This is a genomic window from Paenibacillus sp. FSL R7-277 (assembly GCF_000517965.1).
GTDB classification, from domain to species: domain Bacteria; phylum Bacillota; class Bacilli; order Paenibacillales; family Paenibacillaceae; genus Paenibacillus_AQ; species Paenibacillus_AQ silagei.
This window is the reverse complement of the sequence record NZ_ASPX01000071.1, coordinates 97,437-117,967: the sequence shown is the minus strand read 5'-3', so window position 1 is coordinate 117,967 and position 20,531 is coordinate 97,437. Positions and strand designations below refer to the sequence as shown.

The window sequence follows — 20,531 nt, the reverse complement described above, 5'->3', positions numbered from 1 at the left end:
CTCCAGGGAGTATACGGCCGCTTCTGATTTTTGACATTCCTTCCCTGGCACTGCATAATAAGTTCTATTGATAATGGTATTCTTATGTGCTCATGCTGCTGTTTCCTATCACCCGCGAAACCTGTTCATTCTTCAGAAAGAAGGCGAAGCTGTGTCATCCCAAACTGTGAAACGCTGGCTCCTTAAGCCATTTGTGTTCTTTTCCATTCTTTTTTTGTTCAAAAGCCTGCTGGCCTGGGGTGTAATCTTTGATGATTTGCAATTCTGGAAATCCTTATTGACGGAGCTGCCCTTTGTCTGGGCCCTGTTCTTCCTGATTGAGCGCTTTGCTTCCAGACGGAAGCTCGGCTATTACATGACGGTCAATCTGCTGGTTACCGCGATCTTTTTTGCCGCCATTATGTACTTCAAATATTACGGGGTCATTGTCACTTACCATGCCGCCGAGCAGGTGAACCAGGTCACTGCCGTCAAGAACAGCGTGTTCTCATTGATGGACCCTTATTATCTGTTGATCTTCACCGATATTATCGTGCTGGGCTTCTACTTCTTCATTAACAAGAACGGACGCAATTATAAAAAAGACCAGATCAACCGGCGCAGTGGCCGGACGCTGCATGTCGTACTGTTCGCGGTCTCGCTTGGACTCTGCCTGTTCAATATTCTTCCGAATAAGGCCAGCATGAATGAGATCAAGAAGGCCCAGGAGATGGGCATCCTTAATTATGAAGCATACACGATCTTTGCCAAAGATAAAACCGAGCTGGTCCAGGCCAGTGAAATCACACAGAGCACGATTAACCAGCTCAAGGGCATCGACTCTTCGGCAGTATCGGCTTATGCCGGTTCCGCCAAGGGCAAGAATCTGATTGTGATCCAGCTGGAGTCCTTCCAGAGCTTCCTGCTGGGTCTGAAGGTAGACGGCCAGGAGGTTACCCCTAACCTGAACCGTCTGATGGAGCAGAGCCTGTACTTCACGAACTTCTATCAGATGGTCGGCCAGGGCAACACCTCTGATGCGGAATTCGTGGTCAATTCGTCCTTCTATATTCCTCCGCAGGGTGCGGCCACCATGTCTTATATCGACAAGCAGCTGCCGAGTCTCCCCCGTCTGCTGGGAGACAACGGCTATCAGACGGCCACGTTCCACACCAATGTAGTGGAATTCTGGAACCGGGGCGAGCTATACAAAGCCCTCGGCTGGCAGAAGTATTACGATCACCAGTTCTTCGGTGAAGAGGATGCCTTCTTCTTCGGCGCTTCCGATGAGGTGCTCTACCGCAAATCCTCGGAGAAGCTGAAGGAAATGAGCGATGCGGGCCAGCCTTTCTATGCCCAGGTCATCTCCATGTCGGCGCATCACCCGTTCACTATTCCTGAAGAGAAGCACAAGATGAAGCTTCCTGAGCGGTATGAAGGAACCTTTGTCGGCGACTATGTCCGGTCACAGAACTATGCAGACTATGCCTTCGGACAGTTTGTGGATGAACTGAAGGCGAACGGAATATGGGAGGACAGCCTGGTTATGGTCTACGGCGACCATATGGGCCTGCCGATCTATTCGCTGGATCATGACGACAAGCAGCTAATGAAGGAAATCTACGGATATGATTACAGCTACGCCGATATGCTCAACATTCCGCTGCTTATCCATGGCGAAGGGCTTGCTCCGCAGGAGCTTGCACAGGTAGGCGGAGAAGTGGATATTATGCCTACAGCCGCCAGCCTGCTGGGGGTATCCATGGATAACAACATTCATTTCGGTCAGGATCTGCTCAGCCAGTCCTACAATCTGCTGCCGCAGCGGTATTACCTGCCCACCGGCTCATTCATTTCCAGCTCCGCCCTGCTGATTCCGGGCAACAGCTTCGAGGATAACACACAATATCCGCTGGCTGCCGGAGGCACTTCCCCGGCCGGCACCGAGGATGAATACAACCGCGCTCTGCGGCTGCGCCAGCTGTCTGACAGCTACGTCACGCAACTGCCGGACAAAGATCCTGCCGCAGAATAGCCAGACTCAAGTGGAAACGGCTTTGCCGTCCTTTTTAAGGACGGTTCCGTTTCAGCGAGAAATAGAAGGATAATTTATAGTGTAAAACTTATAAATTCTTATATTTAGACAAGAGGCAGCGCCTCTCCGTAACGGGAGAAGCGCTGCCTCTTTGTAATGCTTATGTTAACGCTCCTGATTCTCCAGCATGAGATAATAATCCGCGAAGTTCTCCAGCTCTGCCGGCTCCAGAATGGCCAGATGCTCTTCCAGCAGCAGCAGTGAACGGCGCTGTGCTTCTTCCAGCACCTCTTGTCCCTTGCCGGTGATCGTGACGATTACCGCTCTGCGGTCATTCTCGTCCGTCACGCGGGCGATCAGCTCCAGCAGCTCCAGCCTGTCCAGCATGACGGTGACTGCACTGGACTTCACCTCCATCTTGTCCGCCAGCTGAATCACCCGTGCCTGCTGCTCCTGAAAGATCATATGCAGCAGCCCGAATTGCGGCACAGTCAAGCCCAATTCCTTATGAAATGACATCTGCGACATGATTCTGCGCTGAACCTTCCACATGGATAATCCCACACGTTCGATCAAAGGATTGACTTCTTGTGACATCCCTTCAGCTCCCAGTCCGTTTGTTCTGCTTCAAGCGTACCATTATACGGGTCCGACATACAATATTTTTTGAAACTGAAATAGGATTAGGCGCCTACTTTTCAATGATTTTTTATACATAATCCATCATTTTCCGACACAAAAATTCTTTTTTCTGACGTCTGCTCAAACCGCAGCGTATGCGCTATAATCGTAGCAGTGAACCCCATAATTCACTTAATCTTTTAGAGTCAGGGCTGGTGATATTTGTTATGAAATTGGCAACAAAATTAACATGGATGATGCTGATTGTATTGCTACTGGTTGGTTCATCCATAGGCTTCTTCGGTTATCATGCGGCTTACAAGCAGATCGATGAAGCTGCAGGCATTGAATTGGTAGGCTGCGCGAATATAACAACCGGTCTTATCGATCCTGCCGACATAACCGCTCTGGCTGCCGGCGATACCAGCAAGCTGACTGCGATCGAAGACCGCATCGGATGGATCAGTGATCACAAGCCTATTTTCAAAGAAGCCTTCATTCTATCGCTGGACGGCAAGGTGCTGGCCGCTGACAAGAACTTCAAACAACGCGGCTACAAAGCAGGAGACCCCTTCTACTTCGCAGATGAAGATAAAGAAATGATTACCACGATGAAGCACTCCGCCTACTCGAAGGTGTATACATATCAGGGCACCTCCCTCAAAACCGGCTACGGCCCCATCTATCAGGACCATGACCCTACCAAACCCATCATTGCATTAATGGCGATTAACTTCGACGGCCCCTTGATTCAATCGCGGACCATGGATATCATCACCCAGCCCTTCCTGATCGGCAGCTCCATTCTGATTATTGCGATTCTCGCCGCTTATCTGCTGATCCGCCGGATGGTCAGCCCTCTTACCAAGCTGTCCGCATCCGTGAACACGGTAGCCCAAGGCGATCTGACCAGGGAACCGCTGCTCTTTACAGCCAAGGACGAGATCGGCGAGCTTGCCCGCGACTTCAATGCGATGACCCTGAATTTGCGTGACCTGATCACACAGGTTAACGATACGTCCATGCTGGTTGCCTCCTCTTCCCAGGAGCTGTCCGCCAGCGCCCAGGAGACCAACCGGGCCGGAGAACACAGCGTTAATGTCACTCTGGATCTGGCCGACGGGGCACACACCCAGCTGCAAAATTTGGAAGGCAGCTTCAAGGCCGTGCAGGATATGTCGCATTTCATTACCGAAATTGCAGGTAATGCCGACAGCGCAATGAACCAGGCAGCCATCAACTCCCAGAAGGCCCGGACAGGCCGGGAATCTATGGACTCGACCACCTCCCAGATGGCCATTGTAGGTGCGAGCATCTCGGATCTCTCCGGCATTATTGAGACGCTGGGCAGCCATTCCAAAGAGATTGAGAATATTGTCGGCACCATTGCCAGTATTGCCGAGGAGACGAACCTGTTATCCCTCAATGCGGCAATTGAAGCCGCACGGGCTGGAGAAGAGGGCCGCGGCTTCGCTGTTGTGGCAGGCTCAGTACGCAAGCTGGCCGAGCGATCTGCCGGATCTGCCCGCCAGATCGGTGAGCTGGTCAGTCTGATTGTCCAGCAGATGGACAAGGCCGGAGAGACCATGAGGCACTCCACGGAAGAAATGCATCACGGCAAAGAAATGATTATAGCGGCCGGCCATTCCTTCTCCGAGATTGAGTCGTCCGTCTCCGATATGTCTGCACATAGCCAGCAGATCTCAGCCACCGTGCGTGAGCTGGCCCTGCTCTCTGACGGACTTGTCGCTTCGATCCAGAAGATCGTAGCGGTCTCCAATCAGACAGCCGAGGGCGCGGAGACCCTGTCTGCCTCGTCCCAGGAGCAGCTTGCCGCCATGCAGGAGGTCGAATCCTCCGCCGCATTCCTCTCCTCCCTCGCAGAGAAGCTGCAGGTATTGGTCGAGAATTTCAAAATCTAGACCAGAGCTTTATATATTATTCATGAAAAAGGCTGCCCTGATGTGGAACAACCCTCCACATCCAGGACAGCCTTTTGCGTGCAACAGCAACCAGGAGCATTATGCCGTATTCTCAATGAACCATTGGCCTAATTCGTTAACCGGCATCGGACGGCCGTAGTAGTAGCCCTGCATCACGCTGCAGCCCAGCGATTGCAGCAGTTCAATCTGCTCCGTAGTCTCCACGCCCTCAGCCACAACCTCCATGTTCAGATTGCTGGCAATGGCAATGATGTTGCTGATGATCGCTTTCTTGGAATGCATCTTGCTCTTGCGGATGAAGACCTGATCAATCTTCAGGGTATTCACTGGAATCTCATCCAGATTGCCAAGCGAAGAGAAACCGGTTCCGAAATCATCCAGGGACACCCGCACACCGAGATCCCGCAGCTTGGAGAGCTGGGCAACCGTCTCTTCCATATTGTTCATCGCAATCGACTCGGTAATCTCTAGTTCAAGGAAATGCGGCGCAAGGCCCGAACGCGACAACGCCTCTTCCACTACCTCATACAGGCTTCCGCCTTCAAACATCCGAGCCGACATATTAATCGAGACCGCTACACTGGCAACCTTCGCCTGATGCCAGAGCATATTCTGTCCGCACACCTCATGCAGCATCCAGTATGTAATAGGGACAATCAGGCCGGTCTCCTCGGCGATCGGAATGAACTCTCCCGGAGAGATGACGCCATGCTCCGGATGTCTCCAGCGCAGCAGCGCTTCAAGCCCCACGGTGACATTCAGCAGCGAATCCCATTTGGGCTGGTAGACCACCATGAATTCCGAGCGGGCCAGCGCCTTGCGCAGATCCTTCTCAAGTGACATCCGCCGGACCTGATGACGGTTCATCTCCAGATCGAACACACTGAATTTATTCTTGCCCGAATCCTTGGAGGTATATAGCGCCGTATCGGCTGCCTTCATTAGCGCCGAACGGTCAGTGCCGTGCGCCGGAGTCATGCTGATTCCCACACTCGCAGTTACGTACAATTCGTTACCTTCAATGCTGTAAGACTTCTTGAGCTCCTGAAGGATATGCTGTGCTACCTCCTCCGCCGCCACGGCGGTGCAATCCGGCAGCGCAATCAGGAATTCATCCCCGCCAAGCCGGAACACCTTCCCCTTCCCGCCCACGCAGCAGGTCAGCCTGGCAGACACCTCACACAGCAGCAAGTCTCCAATATCATGGCCCAGCGTATCATTAATCGATTTGAAGCGGTCCAGGTCAACAAAAAACACGGCGCCGGAGATCCCGCCGAAGAAATCATCCTTGAAGTAGCGCTCCAGACCATGCCGGTTCGGCAGCTCGGTGAGCGGGTCATGATAGGCCATGCGCTCCAATACATCCCTGTCCAGAAAAACAGTCCCGCCGGAGACTGCCAGCACGAACAGGGTAACCAGTGAAATCCCTGTCAGCAGAACCACATCGGTCTCCATCAGCATCGGGGCGGGCGCCTGCCAGCTGTAACTATGCAGGTCGCTCGCTCTCAGACTCGTATAATGCATACCGGTAACCGCCAGGGCGATGAATAGAGCCGAATACAGCTTCCAGCGGTTGAAGCCTGTATGATCCTTGAATCTGCGGAACATTAGAACTCCGATGTAGGAAGCAGCAAGGGCAATCAGTACCGATACAGCCTGATCCATTGCCCTGTAATGAATCTTGGCCTCCATCTCCATCGAGGACATTCCGGCATAATGCATGAATGAGATGCCGCTGCCGAGTATACCGGCGCCCGCAAGAAGCCGCCAGCTTCTCTGGCGGGGAGCCGTAACCAGCTGAAGGGTTGCATAGCAGGAGGACATAATAATAAGCAGGGACACGGCAGCCATCACCGGATGGTAGCTGACCTTGAACGGCAGGCGGCTGGCCATAATGCCGACAAAATGCATGGCCCAGATCCCGCCGCCAAGGACACAGGCACCTGAGAGCAGCCAGAGACGTCTGACCCGGCCCGCGGAATGGGAAACCTGTGAAATCAGATTAAGCGCGGAGTACGCTGCTGCGGCAGCTAGCGTATAGGATAGTAAAACGATCCAGATATTATAGTGGATTCCCATTTGATCCATAGTTGACCTCTTCACTGGTTATAGTATCAGCGTCGTTTCAGCGTCTATCTTAAGTTATAAATCAATATACGGATAGCGGATAAATGGAGGAGTATATAATGATTGCAGGTATTCTCTGAAAACTAACTTTAGCTGTATTTTACCTTGTAATCACCGGGCTGTCTAAGTAAATAATGGAACTTGGACCCTTTTTTGAACGTCGGCAAAAATTGTCCATATTTGTCCTCAGCCGCCTGCGCGAAGGGTTGGAAATCCGTTGTCCCGGGAGGTGTCCGGCAGGAAGGCCCTGCGCCAGATCCAGGCATTTGCAGCTACCAGAATTACCATGTAGATGTATATTCCTGCAGGAATCAGGGTGAAGACATAGTGCACTCCGGCCAGCCCCCCAAGAATGAACAATTGTACAAAAGCACTGCCGGTGAATTCCTTCCGCTGCGCCGCCTCGTACTTCTCCGAGAACGGGAGCGCCTTCGGGAACGTAAGGAAGCAAATCACGGCATACAGCAGCAGAGCCAGCAGGACGACTGCCATATCTGCAATAATCCATGAGCCCAAGAGAGCGGTGAACACTGCCGCCTCCAGCAGAAAGAGCGGCACCAGCAGCTTCACGACCGCTGCCTTCAGCATTCCCCGGTAGACCAGCCCCTTGCCCGGCAAAGGAATCACCTGATAGATCCATGCCCCCTTATAGCTGGCCGAGTAACGGACCATCTGCACGACTGTCATCAGCAGCAGCGCGCTGTAATAGATAAACAGGAAGGACTTGGAGCTTCTGATCCCGGCCAGATCGCCGCTCCACACCTGATTGAAGATGAAGATAAAGGGAAAGATCAGCGAGAAGCCGATGGTCGGATATACCCGGAGCTTGAACTCGCGTTCATTCTTCATCATCGACCAGGTGAAGCGGAAGAACATGGCCTCCGCTTTGTTCCGGCACACGGTCTCCGACAGCACACGGGCAAGCCGCCCGCTATCCCGGCCCTCTGCGCCATGCTCAGCCAGCTTCTGAAGGCTGCGTTCAAATACCGGCATCAGCCGGATGTAGGCGGCGAACATCACGGCAGGCACCACCACAGAGAGCGCTGTCAGAATAATCACGGACCGGCTTCCTGTTCCGCCGCCCAGCAGCTCGAACGGCGCCCCGAACCAGACCGGAGCCAGCAGAAAATGCCACCAGGCGGGAGTGAAATCCAGCCCCAGCTCCGATAGATTGAACATCCGGCTAACCAGCTGCGCGCCGACAGTTACCCCCACAGACAGGACAATCTGAACGTAGTTGATGATGTCCTTGAGCTTTTCCCCGTCAAAGAACCTCAGGATCAGCAGATAGATTAGCGCCGTGAACACCAGAATGAAGCCGTCCATCAGCAGAATCTCAGCTGCGTACACGAAGAAGAAGCCCGGCCCATGCCGGAACAAAGAGAATAACAGCGAAGGTCCGGTGAAAGTCAGCGTTAAGGTCAGCAGATAGATCAGAATATGTAAGCTCTTGGCCATGTTCAGTGTACGGCGGTCCACCGGCTTGGAGAAGAGGATGTTCTTATCCCGCAAATCCAGCATCACCGTCGAGAAGTCGGAGATCAGCGTCGTGGTGATCAGGAACATCACTATACTGAACAGCAGACTCATCATCAGCATATGATGATCTCTGGGCGCGACCATAGCGATCAGCATCAGCCCCAGCAGCAGATAGAGCCACTGGACTCTGAAGGGCGAGCCCTCCATCTCCAGCTTGGAATTCTGCGACCCGGAGAACAGGGTAGGTGTCCGTCTGCCATCCATCGTCAGCTTGACCTGAAGAATGCGGCGCATGAGCGCATAATCGGCTCCCAGGCCCTTAAAGATCCACTGTATCCGGTCAAGCAGCTTCAGAATCAGGAATTCATTCATGCCCCGCACCCTCGCCTATCACAGCCACGAACTCGCTTGCAATATCCCTGTATTGATCGAACCCGGTCAGCTGATTGAAAATCTCCTCCAGCGACCCCTCCCGGCTCTGCTCCCGCAGCTGCGTGAAGGTTCCGTCCGCGACAATATCGCCTCCGTCCAGCAGGATGATCCGGCTGCTGATTCTCTCGACCACATCCATAATATGCGAGGAATAAAAGATGGTCTTGCCCCTGGCGGCAAGCGTGGCGAAGATCTCTTTGACCACCATGACACTATTGGCATCCAGCCCGCTGAGCGGCTCATCCAGGAACAGAATATCCGGGTCATGCAGCATGCTGGCAATCAGCAGCACCTTCTGCTTCATCCCCTTGGAGTAGGAGGCAATCCGCATATCATAGGCCTTCTCCATGCCCAGCAGCCCTATCAGCTTCCGCGCCTTGTCATCGGCATCCGCCTGCTTCAGTCCGTAGAGCTCACCGGTGAAGGTCAGATACTCCCGCGCTGTCAGGCTGTCATACAGCTCTGCTACCTCAGGCACGTAACCGATTCTTTTTTTGTAAGCCGTATCCCCGTCCGAGATATCCCTGCCAAAAATCCGTATGGTCCCGTTGTAACCCTCCACCAGACCGAGCATAATCTTGACTGTCGTGCTTTTACCGGCCCCGTTGGGTCCGATATATCCGATAATCTGCCCGCGGTATACCTTCAGATCAATCCCCCGCAGTACCATCCGGTCACTATAATTCATCCACAAGCCCTCAATTGAAATCACCGGCTCTTCCGTTAAGCCCATTGACGTCTCTCTCCCTTCAGTAAGCATACTCTTCATCCCGCAAACAGAAATTACCATTCACCCTATTCTAGCAAATTTTAGCACTTGATTCCTGTGATTTATCGCAGCCGGAATTCTGCATCAACCCGGAAACGAAAATTAACATATTTATACATTGACATTCATAAAATTACCATATACATTTAAACCCATAATTCCGACCAAAAAACTATTATTAGGAGGTTTTAGAGCAGCATGAATAATATCGACAACAATCTATTAACCGCCATTGAGACGAATTGGCATGGCTTTGTGGTCTCTATTATCGTATTCGGTATCCTTTATTTCCTGGCCCGCAAGAGAATCGGCTTCGGCACCCGTGTTCTGGCAGGGCTGGGCATCGGACTGATCGCGGGAATATTTTTTCAATATTTCACGTTGGAGACTAAGGCCATCAGCACCTTCGGCAGCATCTATGTCAGTCTGATCCGTATGCTTGTTGTGCCGCTGGTGTTCATTCTGGTATTGAACAGCATCTCTTCCTTAACTAACCTGGAATACCTGCGCAAAATCGGAATCAAAACCTTCGCCTGGTTCCTCGGCACCACCGGAATCGCCTCCATCATCGGCCTATCCGTGGCTCTGCTGTTTAACCCGGGCAAAGGCATCCAGCAGACCGTTCCCGAGGACTTCACCGCCCGTGAAATTCCCACCTTCTCACAGGTGATCCTGGACCTTGTCCCTTCCAACCCGGTGAATGAAGCGGCTACCGGCAAGGTTGTGCCTCTGCTGATTTTTGCCATCTTCCTGGCAGTGGCCATTATTAAGGTCGGCTCCAAGAAGCCGGAGGCTGTAAAGCCTGTCCGCGATCTTATTGAATCCTTGACGACAGTGCTGCACCAAGTGGTGAAATTCGTCATCCGCCTGACGCCTTACGGTGTATTCGCATTGATTGCCGGAATCACGGCACGCTACGGTTGGGATACCCTCCAGGAGCTGGGCAGTGTCATCCTAACCTCTTATGCCGCACTGATCCTGCACTTTGTCCTGATCTTCGGCGGACTGGTGCTGCTCGTTGCCAAGGTGAACCCTATCCGCTTCTTCCGCAAAATCTATCCGATGCTGACCGTGGCCTTCACCACCAGAAGCAGCTACGCCACCTTGCCGATAAATCTGGAGGTCATCACGAAACGGCTGCATGTCTCCCCGCGCATTGCCAGCTTCGTGGCTCCGCTCGGCGCATCCGTCAACTTCAATGGCTGCGGCGGCGTATGGCCGGCCATTGTGGCTGTGTTCACCGCTCAGGTCTACGGGATTCAGCTTACCGGAACCGACTATATCACGCTGGTGCTGGTCAGCATCATCTCCTCTATTGGGGTAGCGGGAGTGCCTGGACCGGCTGTAATCTCTACCACCGTTGTATTGACAGCGCTCGGCTTGCCGCTTGAGGGTATAGCCATCGTTGCCGGGGTGGAAGCCCTTATCGATATGGGCCGCACCGCAGTTAATGCTACCGGGACTACCGTAACAGCCCTGCTGGTGGCTAACTCAGAGGGCGAATTCGACCGCGAAGCCTTCAACCGTGGGGATAAAGAGGATGATGAGCTCCTCCTGAACCCAATCTAAGCAAGCTCCCTCTATAAAAGCATAAAGACGCCAAAAAGCAGCGATTCCTCCGTAACTGGAAGAATCGCTGCTTGGCGTTATTAACAGATGGAATAAATGATTACGTCAAGCTGATCCGCTCACGCCTCCGGGCTGATGTAAGACAGCTCTCGATCAGCCTCATATTCAGCAGCGGGTCCTCCTCCGCAATCCAGGGCTTGCCGCTGAAGACTGCCGTAGCGAAATGGTCGGCCTGCTGGACGTAAGGATTGGCTCCGACGGCTTCGACACGCCGGGGCTCTCCGCCGCCGTATACGAAGAACTCCGCATCATCGAATCTCGCATTGAACGGCATCGGAATCTCGATCCGTCCCTGCGTACCGAGCACCTCCAGGAGCTGGCGGTTGTACGCCCACATCCCGCAGTCGAAGATCAGGCTCTTCCCGCCGGGAAACTCCACCAGCCCGGAGGCCATCATATCTACATTGTCATGCTCCGGAGAGAACAGCGCGTGCACGGTTACCGCCTCCGGCTCTGTACCGAACAGCAGCCGCGCGGCCGTGAGCGGGTAGCAGCCGACATCATAGAGCGATCCGCCTCCCCAGGCAGCGTTGAAGCGGATGTTGGAGGTATCCGTAGCATCGTTGTAGGTGAACGTGCCGCGGATGGTACGTACCGCGCCGATCGCGCCGCTGGCGATAATCACCTGCAGCTCATTGATGCGCGGATGATGCCGGTACATGTAAGCCTCCGCCAGGTGAACGCCCGCCTTCCGGCAGGCCTCTACCATCTCGGCCGCTTCACGGCTGTTGAGCGCAATCGGCTTCTCGCATAGGATATGCTTACCCGCTTCAGCCGCGCGGATCACCCATTCACAGTGGAGATGATTGGGAAGCGGAATGTAGACGGCATCCACCTCCGGGTCGGCAAGCAGCTCTTCATAGCTGCCGTAAGCCTGCTCAATGCCGAATTCGGCGGCTACGCTGCTGCTCTTCGTGAGTCCGCGGCTGGCCACCGCCCGGATCACTCCGGTCTCGGACTCCTGGATCGCCGGCATTACCGAGCCTGTGGCGATCTGCGCACAGCCCATAATTCCCCAGCGAAGCTTCTCTGCCATAGTTATCACCTTCCTTATCTTAGTGTGACCCATATAACAGCTATACCCAGCACAAGGATTCTTGCCGCACTCATCAGCACGAAATTCTTCACCGCCAGAATGAAGGTCGTGCCTTTATGCTGCTCCTGATAGAAGCGTGCAATATTGCGGCGCAGCGGAATCAGGGTCAGCAGGAGCAGCAGGACCAGGACCGGATGGACCCCGAGCAGCACCAGCACAATCAGATCGGCAAAAGACACATAATAGAGCAGCTTCCACAGCAGCAGCGCATTCTCCCGTCCGATGTACACCGGCAGCGTGTATCTGCGGTTCTCGATATCATCCTCGATATCGCAGATATTGTTCGCCAGCATAATTCCCGCAATGCCCAGAATGGCCGGGACGGAGAACCAGAACAGATACAGCACCTCAAGGAAATTGATATGCAGGCTGATCCATTCGCCCTTCAGCAGCAGAGTGACCACCGCCTGATCCGAATGAATATAGGCCGAGATGAAAATAATGACGAACCCCATGAACAGCCCGGAGAACAGCTCGCCGAGCGGCATCCGCGAGATGGGGATCGGTCCGAAGGAGTACAGGATGCCGATCAGGAAGGAGAGTCCCCCGAGCAAGAATACCAGCAGTCTGGTCTGGAATACCAGAGCAATGCCCCCGCCTGCCGCCAGCACAAGGAGAATGACGATCAGCGCCACCACCGTAGACTCCTTCAGCTTGAAGCGGACAATCGGATTATGGGTCTCATACCCGTAGCCATGGGTTTTGGCGGCCTTTTTGAAATCATAGTAGTTGTTGATCGCTGTTGTCGCCATATCAAAGCTTAAGAGGGATACCAGCATCAACACGAAGCGCAGGATATAGAAGTCCTCGAACCGGTACAGGGCATACAGCGTTCCCAGCAGCAGCGGGAGCATACTGGCCACCTTCGTCGGCAGCTCGACAAACTTGAAGAAAGTTCTTAGATTCACGGCCATTCATCCTTATCAGTCATATGAGCACGTTATTGTGCAGTGGTTGTAATAGTAACCGGCGACCATTCAGCGATAACCGTCTGTCCGTGCGCCGACACGCTGCCTTCCGGGGTCAGGTCCTTCTCCGTCATAATGCCCAGCGCGATGGTGAAGCTGTTGAATTTCACGGGCACATTCCGCTCGCGCCGCACCTCATTGCCATTCACATAGAAGACAGCCTCATTGTTGCCCCGGTGGTAGGTGATGGTGTACGTATTGAATTCGCGCGGCTTGAAGTCCGTATCCTCCTTGAAAATACAGAAGTATTTGGTCCCTCCCGTCTCGGGTACGGTTACCCCGGGGAACGGAAGGATGCCGTACACACTGGCGTATTTGTCGTTGCCGGCGAAGAAATCAAGCGCAGCGCCTGTGGTGAAGTCCAGCAGATTCAGCGACACATAGCCGTCATACAGATCCCCTGGTGCAGTGCCCTGTGTGCGGGCGCGGATCTGGAGCTCGAAGCGGATTTCGCCTTCCTCCGGAATCTTTACCGGCTGGGCCGAATAGTACATATGCTTGGCATTATCCAGAATCTGCACCTGATCATGTCGGCGGCTCAGCTGAGCCCGCACATACAGATACTCATTACGCACAATTACCACTGCTTCCGGCTCACGATACGCCCAGAACGAGCCGTCCGGCAGCTTGAAGCCGCCCGTCTGCCAGACCTTCCCTTCCTCCAGAATGGTATGGAAATCCCCAATTACCGTTTGCTTGCCCTGTGTTGCAGGCATACCTTCGTTCGCTGGCAGATGCTTGTCCATGAATTCTCCCGCTTTCTTTAGTGTAGTAGCCTATCTATTTCTTATATTGTTAAAATAGACCTTGGATCAGCAGCGCCGCTGTCATGACCCCTCCGCAGCGTACCGATGCGCGCTGTGAGGCACCCATAAGAGGCAGATAAGCTTCAGAAGGATTCTCCGGCCGGAGGCTGCGGTAGATCCGTATCGGGGCAATGGCTGTAAGCAGAGCGAGCAGCGCGTATACCGGCAAGATATGAAGCAGCACACATACAATCAGCGAAGCATAGGAGATGTAGAGCAGTACCTGCGAGAAAATCAGCGCTCTGCGCTCCCCCCATACCACGACCAGTGTGCGTTTGCCGGCCTGCCGGTCGGCTCTCCAGTGCAGAAAGTGATGATTGAACAGCAGCAGGGTTGTGAGCAGGCCACTCGGCAACGATAACAGCACCGGCTTAAGGCTGAATGCTCCGGTCTGTACGAAGTAAGCGCCAAGCACCGGCATGAGTCCAAAAGCCAGGAAGATGGCAAGCTCGCTGTAGCCCTTGCCCCGGTAGCCGAACCGCAGCGGCGGCGCCACATAGAAATAGGCGATCAGCGCCCCTCCGGCCACGAACCACAGAATTTCCCAGCCGCTGTACAGGCTGAGCAGCAGGCCGCAGCCAGCCGCAACGGCCAGCAGCCCCCAGGTCAGCAGGGCAAACAGCGACTCACGCATGACGCCCCCGGACAGAAACCCGGAGTTCGTAGAGATGGCTCCAGGTGTATGCTGCGCCTCTGTATCCGTGCCGTTGCGGAAATCCCAGAGGTCATTCACCATATTGGAGAATAAATGGGCCGCAGCCGCTCCGATGAACGTTATTACAAATAAAAACGGATGGAACACTCCCTGCCATACATAGGCCCCGGCTGTTCCCAGGACAACCGGTATGAGCATAACGGGGATCACTCCAAACCGTGAGGCTTTCTTAAATAAGGTCCACTTCTCCAGCATGCCAAGAAAAATCTCCTTTTATTATTATTTGATAATTATTATCATTAAATTATTATACATCAAAATTCGACACTTCGGGCAGATTTACGCTGCAAAATATTCCCTAATCGTGGTACACTATTACCGATGGTACTTATTTCCTATTAAATCTTAAATAATGAAGGGGATCAGATGAAACTCCGCAAAAAAATAATCATCTTCATTAGTTTTGTCGCTATCCTCGGCATTGGCTCCACCTATCTGATGCTTCATGTGTTTCTGCTGAACCGCTTCGAGAAGCTGGACGAGGCAGAGCTGAAGCGCAACCTGAGCAAGGCCACCGCAGCTTATCATCAAGAGTTGGACAACCTGAGAACGGGACTCCTTGATGTTGCCGTCCGGGATGAAACCTACCGCTTCATAGAGAACGTAGCGGCTACCGGCTCTGCGGACTCCGGCAGTACGGCTGCCGCCTTCATCCGCAGCAGCCTTGAACCGGCTGCTTATCCAATGAATCATTTCGATATGATTGCCCTGCTTGATCTGGATGGACAACCGCTGTACGGCGGCTCCTACGACCTTCCGGCAGGAATAGTCACCCCGCTAACTGAGGAGCAACTGACGTTAATCAAGCTGATCCGAAGCCGTCTGCCTGTGCCGGGATCTCCCGGCAAGAGCCGGAGCGGCTTCGTTAATCTGGATAAAGGGACTATGCTAATTACCCTTACGCCTATTCTTAACAGCAGCAAGAACAAGCCGGTCATCGGAACGGCCATTGCCGGACGGATGCTGCACCAGGATGGAATCGCACAGATCTGGGAGGATACCCTGTCCACAATGGAGATGTCGCGCCTCACTACCCCGCTGCTTGCGGACAGCGGAGGGGAACGCGTCTGGACCAGCCCCGCCCGGGGCGGGCAGATGTCCATCCACACCATACTGGACGACCTGTTCGAAGATCCCGGGATGGTCCTCACCCTGAAGGAGCCGCGCCAGTTCTACAACAGCGGGCTCAAGTCGCTCTCCACCTTCCGTATGTTCTATTTCATCTCCATTCTGCTAATGCTGGGTGCCAGCCTCCTCTTCGTGAACCGGTTCATTCTGAGAAGGATGTCCACTCTGGTACGCAACATCCGAATGATCGGCAGCAGCAAGGATCTCTCCATCCGGATTCCCAGCTCCGGCAAGGATGAATTCAGTGAAGTGGAGGTTGAATTCAACCGGATGATTGATTCACTGGAGCAGACCCAGGATGAGCTGCGGCAGCAATCGATGCTGGACCCGCTGACCCGTCTGCCCAACCGCTCGCTGTTTTTCGACAAATTGAATGAAGCGATTGCCTCCGTCAAGGGAAGTGACCGGCAGATCGTGCTGGTCTTCATTGATCTGGATCATTTCAAGACGGTGAACGATACCCTCGGCCATGACTTCGGAGATGCCATCCTGAAGGAGACCGCCTTCCGCATCACGCAGGTTGTCGGCAAGCATGATGTCGTCTCCCGGCTCGGCGGGGATGAATTCACCATTCTGCTCTATGATGTGCCTGATGAAGGCAGCATTGCCCGGCAGCTCTCACGGATTCAGGAAGCCCTCTCCATGCCGCATCGGATCAAGGGGCATCTTCTATATAATACCGCCAGCATCGGCATCAGTATTTATCCGCAGAACGGGGAAGACGCCGATTATCTGGTCAAGCAGGCAGATCTGGCCATGTTCCATGTCAAGGAGACCGGCCGTAATAACATTTTCCAGTATTCAGAGGATCTGGAAGCAGGCATCCGGCGCAAAAAGGTACTAGCCCAGCAGCTCCTCTCCGCTGCCGCCGGGAACGAGTTCGAGCTGCACTACCAGCCGATTCTCAACACGGGACAACTGCAGGTATCCAAGGTGGAGGCCCTGCTGCGCTGGCACAGCCCAGCCTATGGCCCCGTCTCCCCGGCCGAATTCATCCCGCTGGCAGAGAGCAGCGGCTCCATTGTTGGCATCGGCAGCTGGGTGCTGCGCCAGGTCTGCTCTGATATGCGCGATTTCCGCAGCCGGGGCCTTGAGCTCACCGCCGCAGTGAATATCTCCGCGCTGCAGCTCATGCAGCCGGGCCTGCTGGAGCTGCTCTTAGAGCTGCTCGATGAATATGAGCTGCCCGCTTCCAGCCTGGAGCTGGAGATCACAGAGAGCGTGCTCGTCTCCGGGGACGGCATCTTCCTGTCGCTGCAGCAGCTTCGGGCCCACGGGTTCCGGATCTCGCTGGATGATTTCGGCACCGGCTTCTCCTCCCTCAGCTATCTGCGCCGCTTCCCGGTGGATGTGATCAAGATTGACCGCTCCTTCATCTCCGAGATGTCACGGGAGGCCCAGGGCGATGTGCTCGTCAAGGCGATTATCGAGCTGAGCCATAATCTGGGGCTGCGCGTAGTCTCGGAAGGCATTGAGCATAGAGAGCAATTCGATATGCTGCGGGAGCTGGGCAGCGACGAGCTTCAGGGCTACTATATCAGCAGGCCGCTTCAGGCCCAGGCACTGTATTCTTTTCTGGAGCAGGGTAATTATTACACCGGCCGTTAAGAGACTTCTTTTATAGGCAAGCTACTGGCGATATGATATGATAGGCAGGCTGATAACAGCACCCGACTTAGGGTGCTGTTATCCTATGCGAACACTTATGAAAATTGGAGGCTTTCATTGTTATGTCAGCGCAACCGCACACCGCACAGTCCGTCAAAATCGTTACCGCCGACCCCAGCGCCATCGGCTTATTCGGACTAGCCATCGTTACCCTGGTCGCTTCTTCACAAAAGCTCGAAATTACAACAGGTCTCAGCTACTGTATTCCATGGGCCATCTTCCTTGGAGCCTTCGCCCAGCTATTCGCATCCATCCAGGATGCCAAGCACAACAATACCTTCGGCATGACTGCCTTTGGCGCCTATGCGTTCTTCTGGTTCGGCATGGGGGCAAGCTGGCTGATCAAGCTCGGTGTATTCGGTGCAGTGCTGGCAGAGGGCGTGGACCCCAAGCAGCTGGGATTTGTTTTTGCAGGATATCTTGTGTTCACCCTCTTCATGACGCTCGGTGCTGTTGAGGCAAACCGTGTACTGCTGATTATCTTCATCCTGATCGACTTTCTGTTCCTCGGACTCTCGATGGATGCCTTCGGCGTCGCTGCGGAATTCTTCCACAAGCTGGCTGCCGTATCGGAAATGGCTATCGGTATCGTATCGCTCTACGGCTGCGGCGCATCTGTGCTCAACGCCCACTTCGGACGTACCTTCCTGCCGATTGGTGCCCCGCTAGGCATCTTCAAAAAATAGCACCGGCCTTCCAGCCGGGCAGGGCCATGCCCTTCTCTCCAAAGACTCGGATAAATGCTTACTGCCCTTTTATGCAGATGGTGTTTATCCGTTTTTGGATTCAGGCGGGTTTTGTTAGGAATTCCCTTGCGCAAACACGATAATAATGACATGCTATAGAGACCCAAACGACATTTATCGACATTTCCCTGCGGTCTAGGAACCGCTTATTATACACTTTGACATCTGCGGCTTTTATTTTTCCGGTATCGGGGGCAATCCATGGCTTTCCTTAGTAAAAAGCCTTTAAGCATCATCATCGGCTTCATCATCATCCTGCAGCTCTGCCTGTTCTATTATTATTCCGTATCCCTGGCCCGGGAATATAGAGCCGAGAAGGCGGATCTGGCCTCACAGGCGGTCATGCTGGCCTCGAACATCGAAGAGCGGGTGGCCATTGTGAAAGGGGTCAGCTCCTTTATCCAAACCGTCGGCTTCGATGCCGATCCCGCACTAATCCAGAGCTACCTGGTCACCGCACACGCCAAGAACACCAGCAATGTCACGAATATCATGATCGCTCCGGATGGTCTGATCCGCTACCTCTACCCGCTTGAAGGTAATTCGTCACTGCTAGGCAGAAGCCTGCTGCTGGATTCCTCCCTGGCCTCTCCCGGCATGATCCAAGAAACGCTCCGCTCCCGCAGCATTACAATAGACGGTCCGCGCACACTTGCCCAGGGCGGCTATGGCATGGTGATCCGGCAGGCCATCTATAAGGATAACTCTCTGGAGGGCATCGTCTCCGTCACCGTAAAGATGGATAATATCGTTAACCAGCTTGTATATAAGGACAGCAAAATATCTGTCACCACCAAGGATCATACCTTCCTGTTCGGCAATGAAGCCCATTCGAAGGACCCGCAGCTTACGGTTCCCGTGAACACCTATAATCAGCACTGGCTGATGGGTACTTCCATGCAACCGCATAAGAAATGGCAGGTGCTGCTCAGCGTACTGTGGATCGATATTGCTTTTCTGCTGGTGATTGCCTTTATTCTATATATTTTCTGGTATCAGAGCCGCTTCAACCGTGAGCTGGAACGGGTGGTCAGCATCCGGACCCGGGACCTGCGTATTTCCAAGCGTCTCTATGAAAAGCTTGCGCACTACGACAGTCTGACGGAGATCCCCAACCGGCGGTTCTTCATGGACGAATTTGAGCGTCTGCTGCAGAGCTCGGAGCCCACACAGACCTATAGCTTATTCTTTTTCGACCTGAACCGGTTCAAGGAGATCAACGATACGCTTGGCCACTCTACGGGGGATCAGGTGATCAAGACCCTGGCCGGACGGCTCAAATCCGGGAGCCTGCCCTTCAAGCTGTTCGCCCGTACCGGCGGAGATGAATTCGTGATGATCTTCGCGGGTCTGCCGCACACGGATATTCCTGTGATCGCCGGGCGGATCAGCACGCTGATCTCACAGACCCTCCTGATCTCGGGAGCGCATCTGAGCCTGTCCACCAGCATTGGCATCTCCCTGTACCCCGAGCATTCGCAGAATACGGACGATCTGCTGAAATTCGCCGATATGTCGATGTATCAGGCCAAGTCGCAGGAGGACACCAATTACTTCATCTTCGACTGGGAGCTGCGCGAGAAGCTGGAGCAGAAGACGATGATCGCCAAATATCTGCACTCCGCCCTGGAACGGGAAGAATTCGTGCTTTATTATCAACCCCAGATCAACGCCATCACAGGCGAAATGATCGGCATAGAGGCGCTGATCCGCTGGAATCACCCCGAGAAGGGGCTGATTGGACCAGGGACGTTCATCACTGCCGTTGAAGAAGCCGGACTGATGATCCAGCTCACCGATTGGGTGCTGCGCGAGGTGTGCCGCCAGCTCTGCGAGTGGCGCAGCCTGGGGATGCCGCTGCTGCGGACCTCAATCAATATCTCCAACAGCTGGTTCTACAACCGTAACCTGATTGAGAATCTGTTCGCCGTGCTTGACGAGTACGGGCTGGATACCGGTGTGCTCGAATTCGAGATCACCGAGAGCACCGCACTACTAGAGGAGCATTATCCGCTGCTGCAGCAGATGCGCGATCACGGGATCATCGTCTCCATCGATGATTTCGGTACGAAATATTCGTCGCTGAATTACCTGAAGCATTTTCCCGTGAACAAAATCAAGATTGACCGCACCTTCATCACAGGCATCGGCGTCAGCTCCATAGATGAGACCATCATCAAATCCATCGTCTTCGTCGCCTCCCAGCTTGGCTATGACCTGATTGCCGAAGGGGTCGAGACGCAGGAGCAGCTGGCCTTCCTGGTGCAGCATAATTGCCCGCATATTCAGGGATTCCTGTTCTTCCCTCCGCTTCCTGCCGATGAGATCCGCAAGCTGTTCTCCTGAAGCTGTCCGGATGCTTTGCACGCGGGTATGGGGATCGTTATAAT

14 protein-coding genes are annotated in these 20,531 nt (G+C 53.9%); 6 read left to right on the top strand and 8 right to left on the bottom strand.

Features of this window, described 5'->3' with window-relative positions; genetic code table 11:
• The first annotated feature begins 73 nt into the window (after positions 1-73).
• Complete coding sequence (locus tag C173_RS21545) at positions 74-2,014, top strand: LTA synthase family protein (protein ID WP_081751279.1); 1,941 nt, start codon at positions 74-76, stop codon at positions 2,012-2,014.
• Between the two features lie 165 nt (positions 2,015-2,179).
• Here C173_RS21545 and C173_RS21540 read toward each other — a convergent pair whose 3' ends face one another.
• Positions 2,180-2,590 (bottom strand): MarR family winged helix-turn-helix transcriptional regulator, encoded by a 411-nt coding sequence (locus C173_RS21540; protein WP_209868567.1) that lies wholly within the window; start codon positions 2,588-2,590, stop codon positions 2,180-2,182.
• Positions 2,591-2,862: 272 nt separating this feature from the next.
• Between C173_RS21540 and C173_RS21535 the strand changes: the two genes are divergently transcribed.
• Entirely contained in the window at positions 2,863-4,557 is a 1,695-nt protein-coding gene (locus tag C173_RS21535) for a methyl-accepting chemotaxis protein (protein WP_036728235.1), read from the top strand.
• A 99-nt stretch (positions 4,558-4,656) separates the two neighbouring features.
• Here C173_RS21535 and C173_RS21530 read toward each other — a convergent pair whose 3' ends face one another.
• From C173_RS21530 to C173_RS21520, 3 genes are all read right to left on the bottom strand, one after another.
• Positions 4,657-6,666 (bottom strand): putative bifunctional diguanylate cyclase/phosphodiesterase, encoded by a 2,010-nt coding sequence (locus C173_RS21530; RefSeq protein ID WP_036728233.1) that lies wholly within the window; start codon positions 6,664-6,666, stop codon positions 4,657-4,659.
• Positions 6,667-6,891: 225 nt separating this feature from the next.
• The gene (locus C173_RS21525) at positions 6,892-8,556 is read right to left on the bottom strand and encodes a hypothetical protein (protein WP_051478264.1); all 1,665 of its coding nucleotides are present in this window, start codon (positions 8,554-8,556) and stop codon (positions 6,892-6,894) included.
• Positions 8,549-9,349, bottom strand: coding sequence for an ABC transporter ATP-binding protein (locus tag C173_RS21520; protein ID WP_036728231.1), 801 nt, complete (start codon positions 9,347-9,349; stop codon positions 8,549-8,551). Before C173_RS21520 ends, C173_RS21525 begins: the two co-directional genes overlap by 8 nt.
• Before the next feature lie 234 nt (positions 9,350-9,583).
• Here C173_RS21520 and C173_RS21515 point away from each other — a divergent pair, with 234 nt between their 5' ends.
• Positions 9,584-10,954 (top strand): dicarboxylate/amino acid:cation symporter, encoded by a 1,371-nt coding sequence (locus C173_RS21515; RefSeq protein WP_200869579.1) that lies wholly within the window; start codon positions 9,584-9,586, stop codon positions 10,952-10,954.
• A gap of 100 nt (positions 10,955-11,054) precedes the next feature.
• Here C173_RS21515 and C173_RS21510 read toward each other — a convergent pair whose 3' ends face one another.
• The 4 genes from C173_RS21510 to C173_RS21495 are packed head-to-tail and all read right to left on the bottom strand — an operon-like array spanning position 11,055 to position 14,794.
• Positions 11,055-12,050: a Gfo/Idh/MocA family protein gene (locus C173_RS21510; protein ID WP_036728229.1), complete on the bottom strand. Its 996-nt coding sequence runs from the start codon at positions 12,048-12,050 to the stop codon at positions 11,055-11,057.
• 14 nt (positions 12,051-12,064) lie between these two features.
• Complete coding sequence (locus C173_RS21505) at positions 12,065-13,018, bottom strand: 1,4-dihydroxy-2-naphthoate polyprenyltransferase (RefSeq protein ID WP_036728342.1); 954 nt, start codon at positions 13,016-13,018, stop codon at positions 12,065-12,067.
• Between the two features lie 32 nt (positions 13,019-13,050).
• The gene (locus C173_RS21500; RefSeq protein ID WP_235191976.1) at positions 13,051-13,824 is read right to left on the bottom strand and encodes a DUF6081 family protein; all 774 of its coding nucleotides are present in this window, start codon (positions 13,822-13,824) and stop codon (positions 13,051-13,053) included.
• Between the two features lie 49 nt (positions 13,825-13,873).
• Positions 13,874-14,794, bottom strand: a complete 921-nt coding sequence (locus C173_RS21495; protein WP_327196473.1) for a prenyltransferase — start codon at positions 14,792-14,794, stop codon at positions 13,874-13,876.
• Between the two features lie 171 nt (positions 14,795-14,965).
• Here C173_RS21495 and C173_RS33030 point away from each other — a divergent pair, with 171 nt between their 5' ends.
• The 3 genes from C173_RS33030 to C173_RS33025 all read left to right on the top strand — a co-directional run bounded on the left by C173_RS33030 (position 14,966) and on the right by C173_RS33025 (position 20,487).
• Complete coding sequence (locus C173_RS33030) at positions 14,966-17,335, top strand: bifunctional diguanylate cyclase/phosphodiesterase (RefSeq protein ID WP_051478263.1); 2,370 nt, start codon at positions 14,966-14,968, stop codon at positions 17,333-17,335.
• A gap of 122 nt (positions 17,336-17,457) precedes the next feature.
• On the top strand, positions 17,458-18,081 hold the full coding sequence (locus C173_RS21485) for an acetate uptake transporter (RefSeq protein ID WP_036692138.1): 624 nt from the start codon (positions 17,458-17,460) through the stop codon (positions 18,079-18,081).
• A 261-nt stretch (positions 18,082-18,342) separates the two neighbouring features.
• Entirely contained in the window at positions 18,343-20,487 is a 2,145-nt protein-coding gene (locus tag C173_RS33025) for a bifunctional diguanylate cyclase/phosphodiesterase (protein WP_051478262.1), read from the top strand.
• Positions 20,488-20,531: the final 44 nt, after the last annotated feature.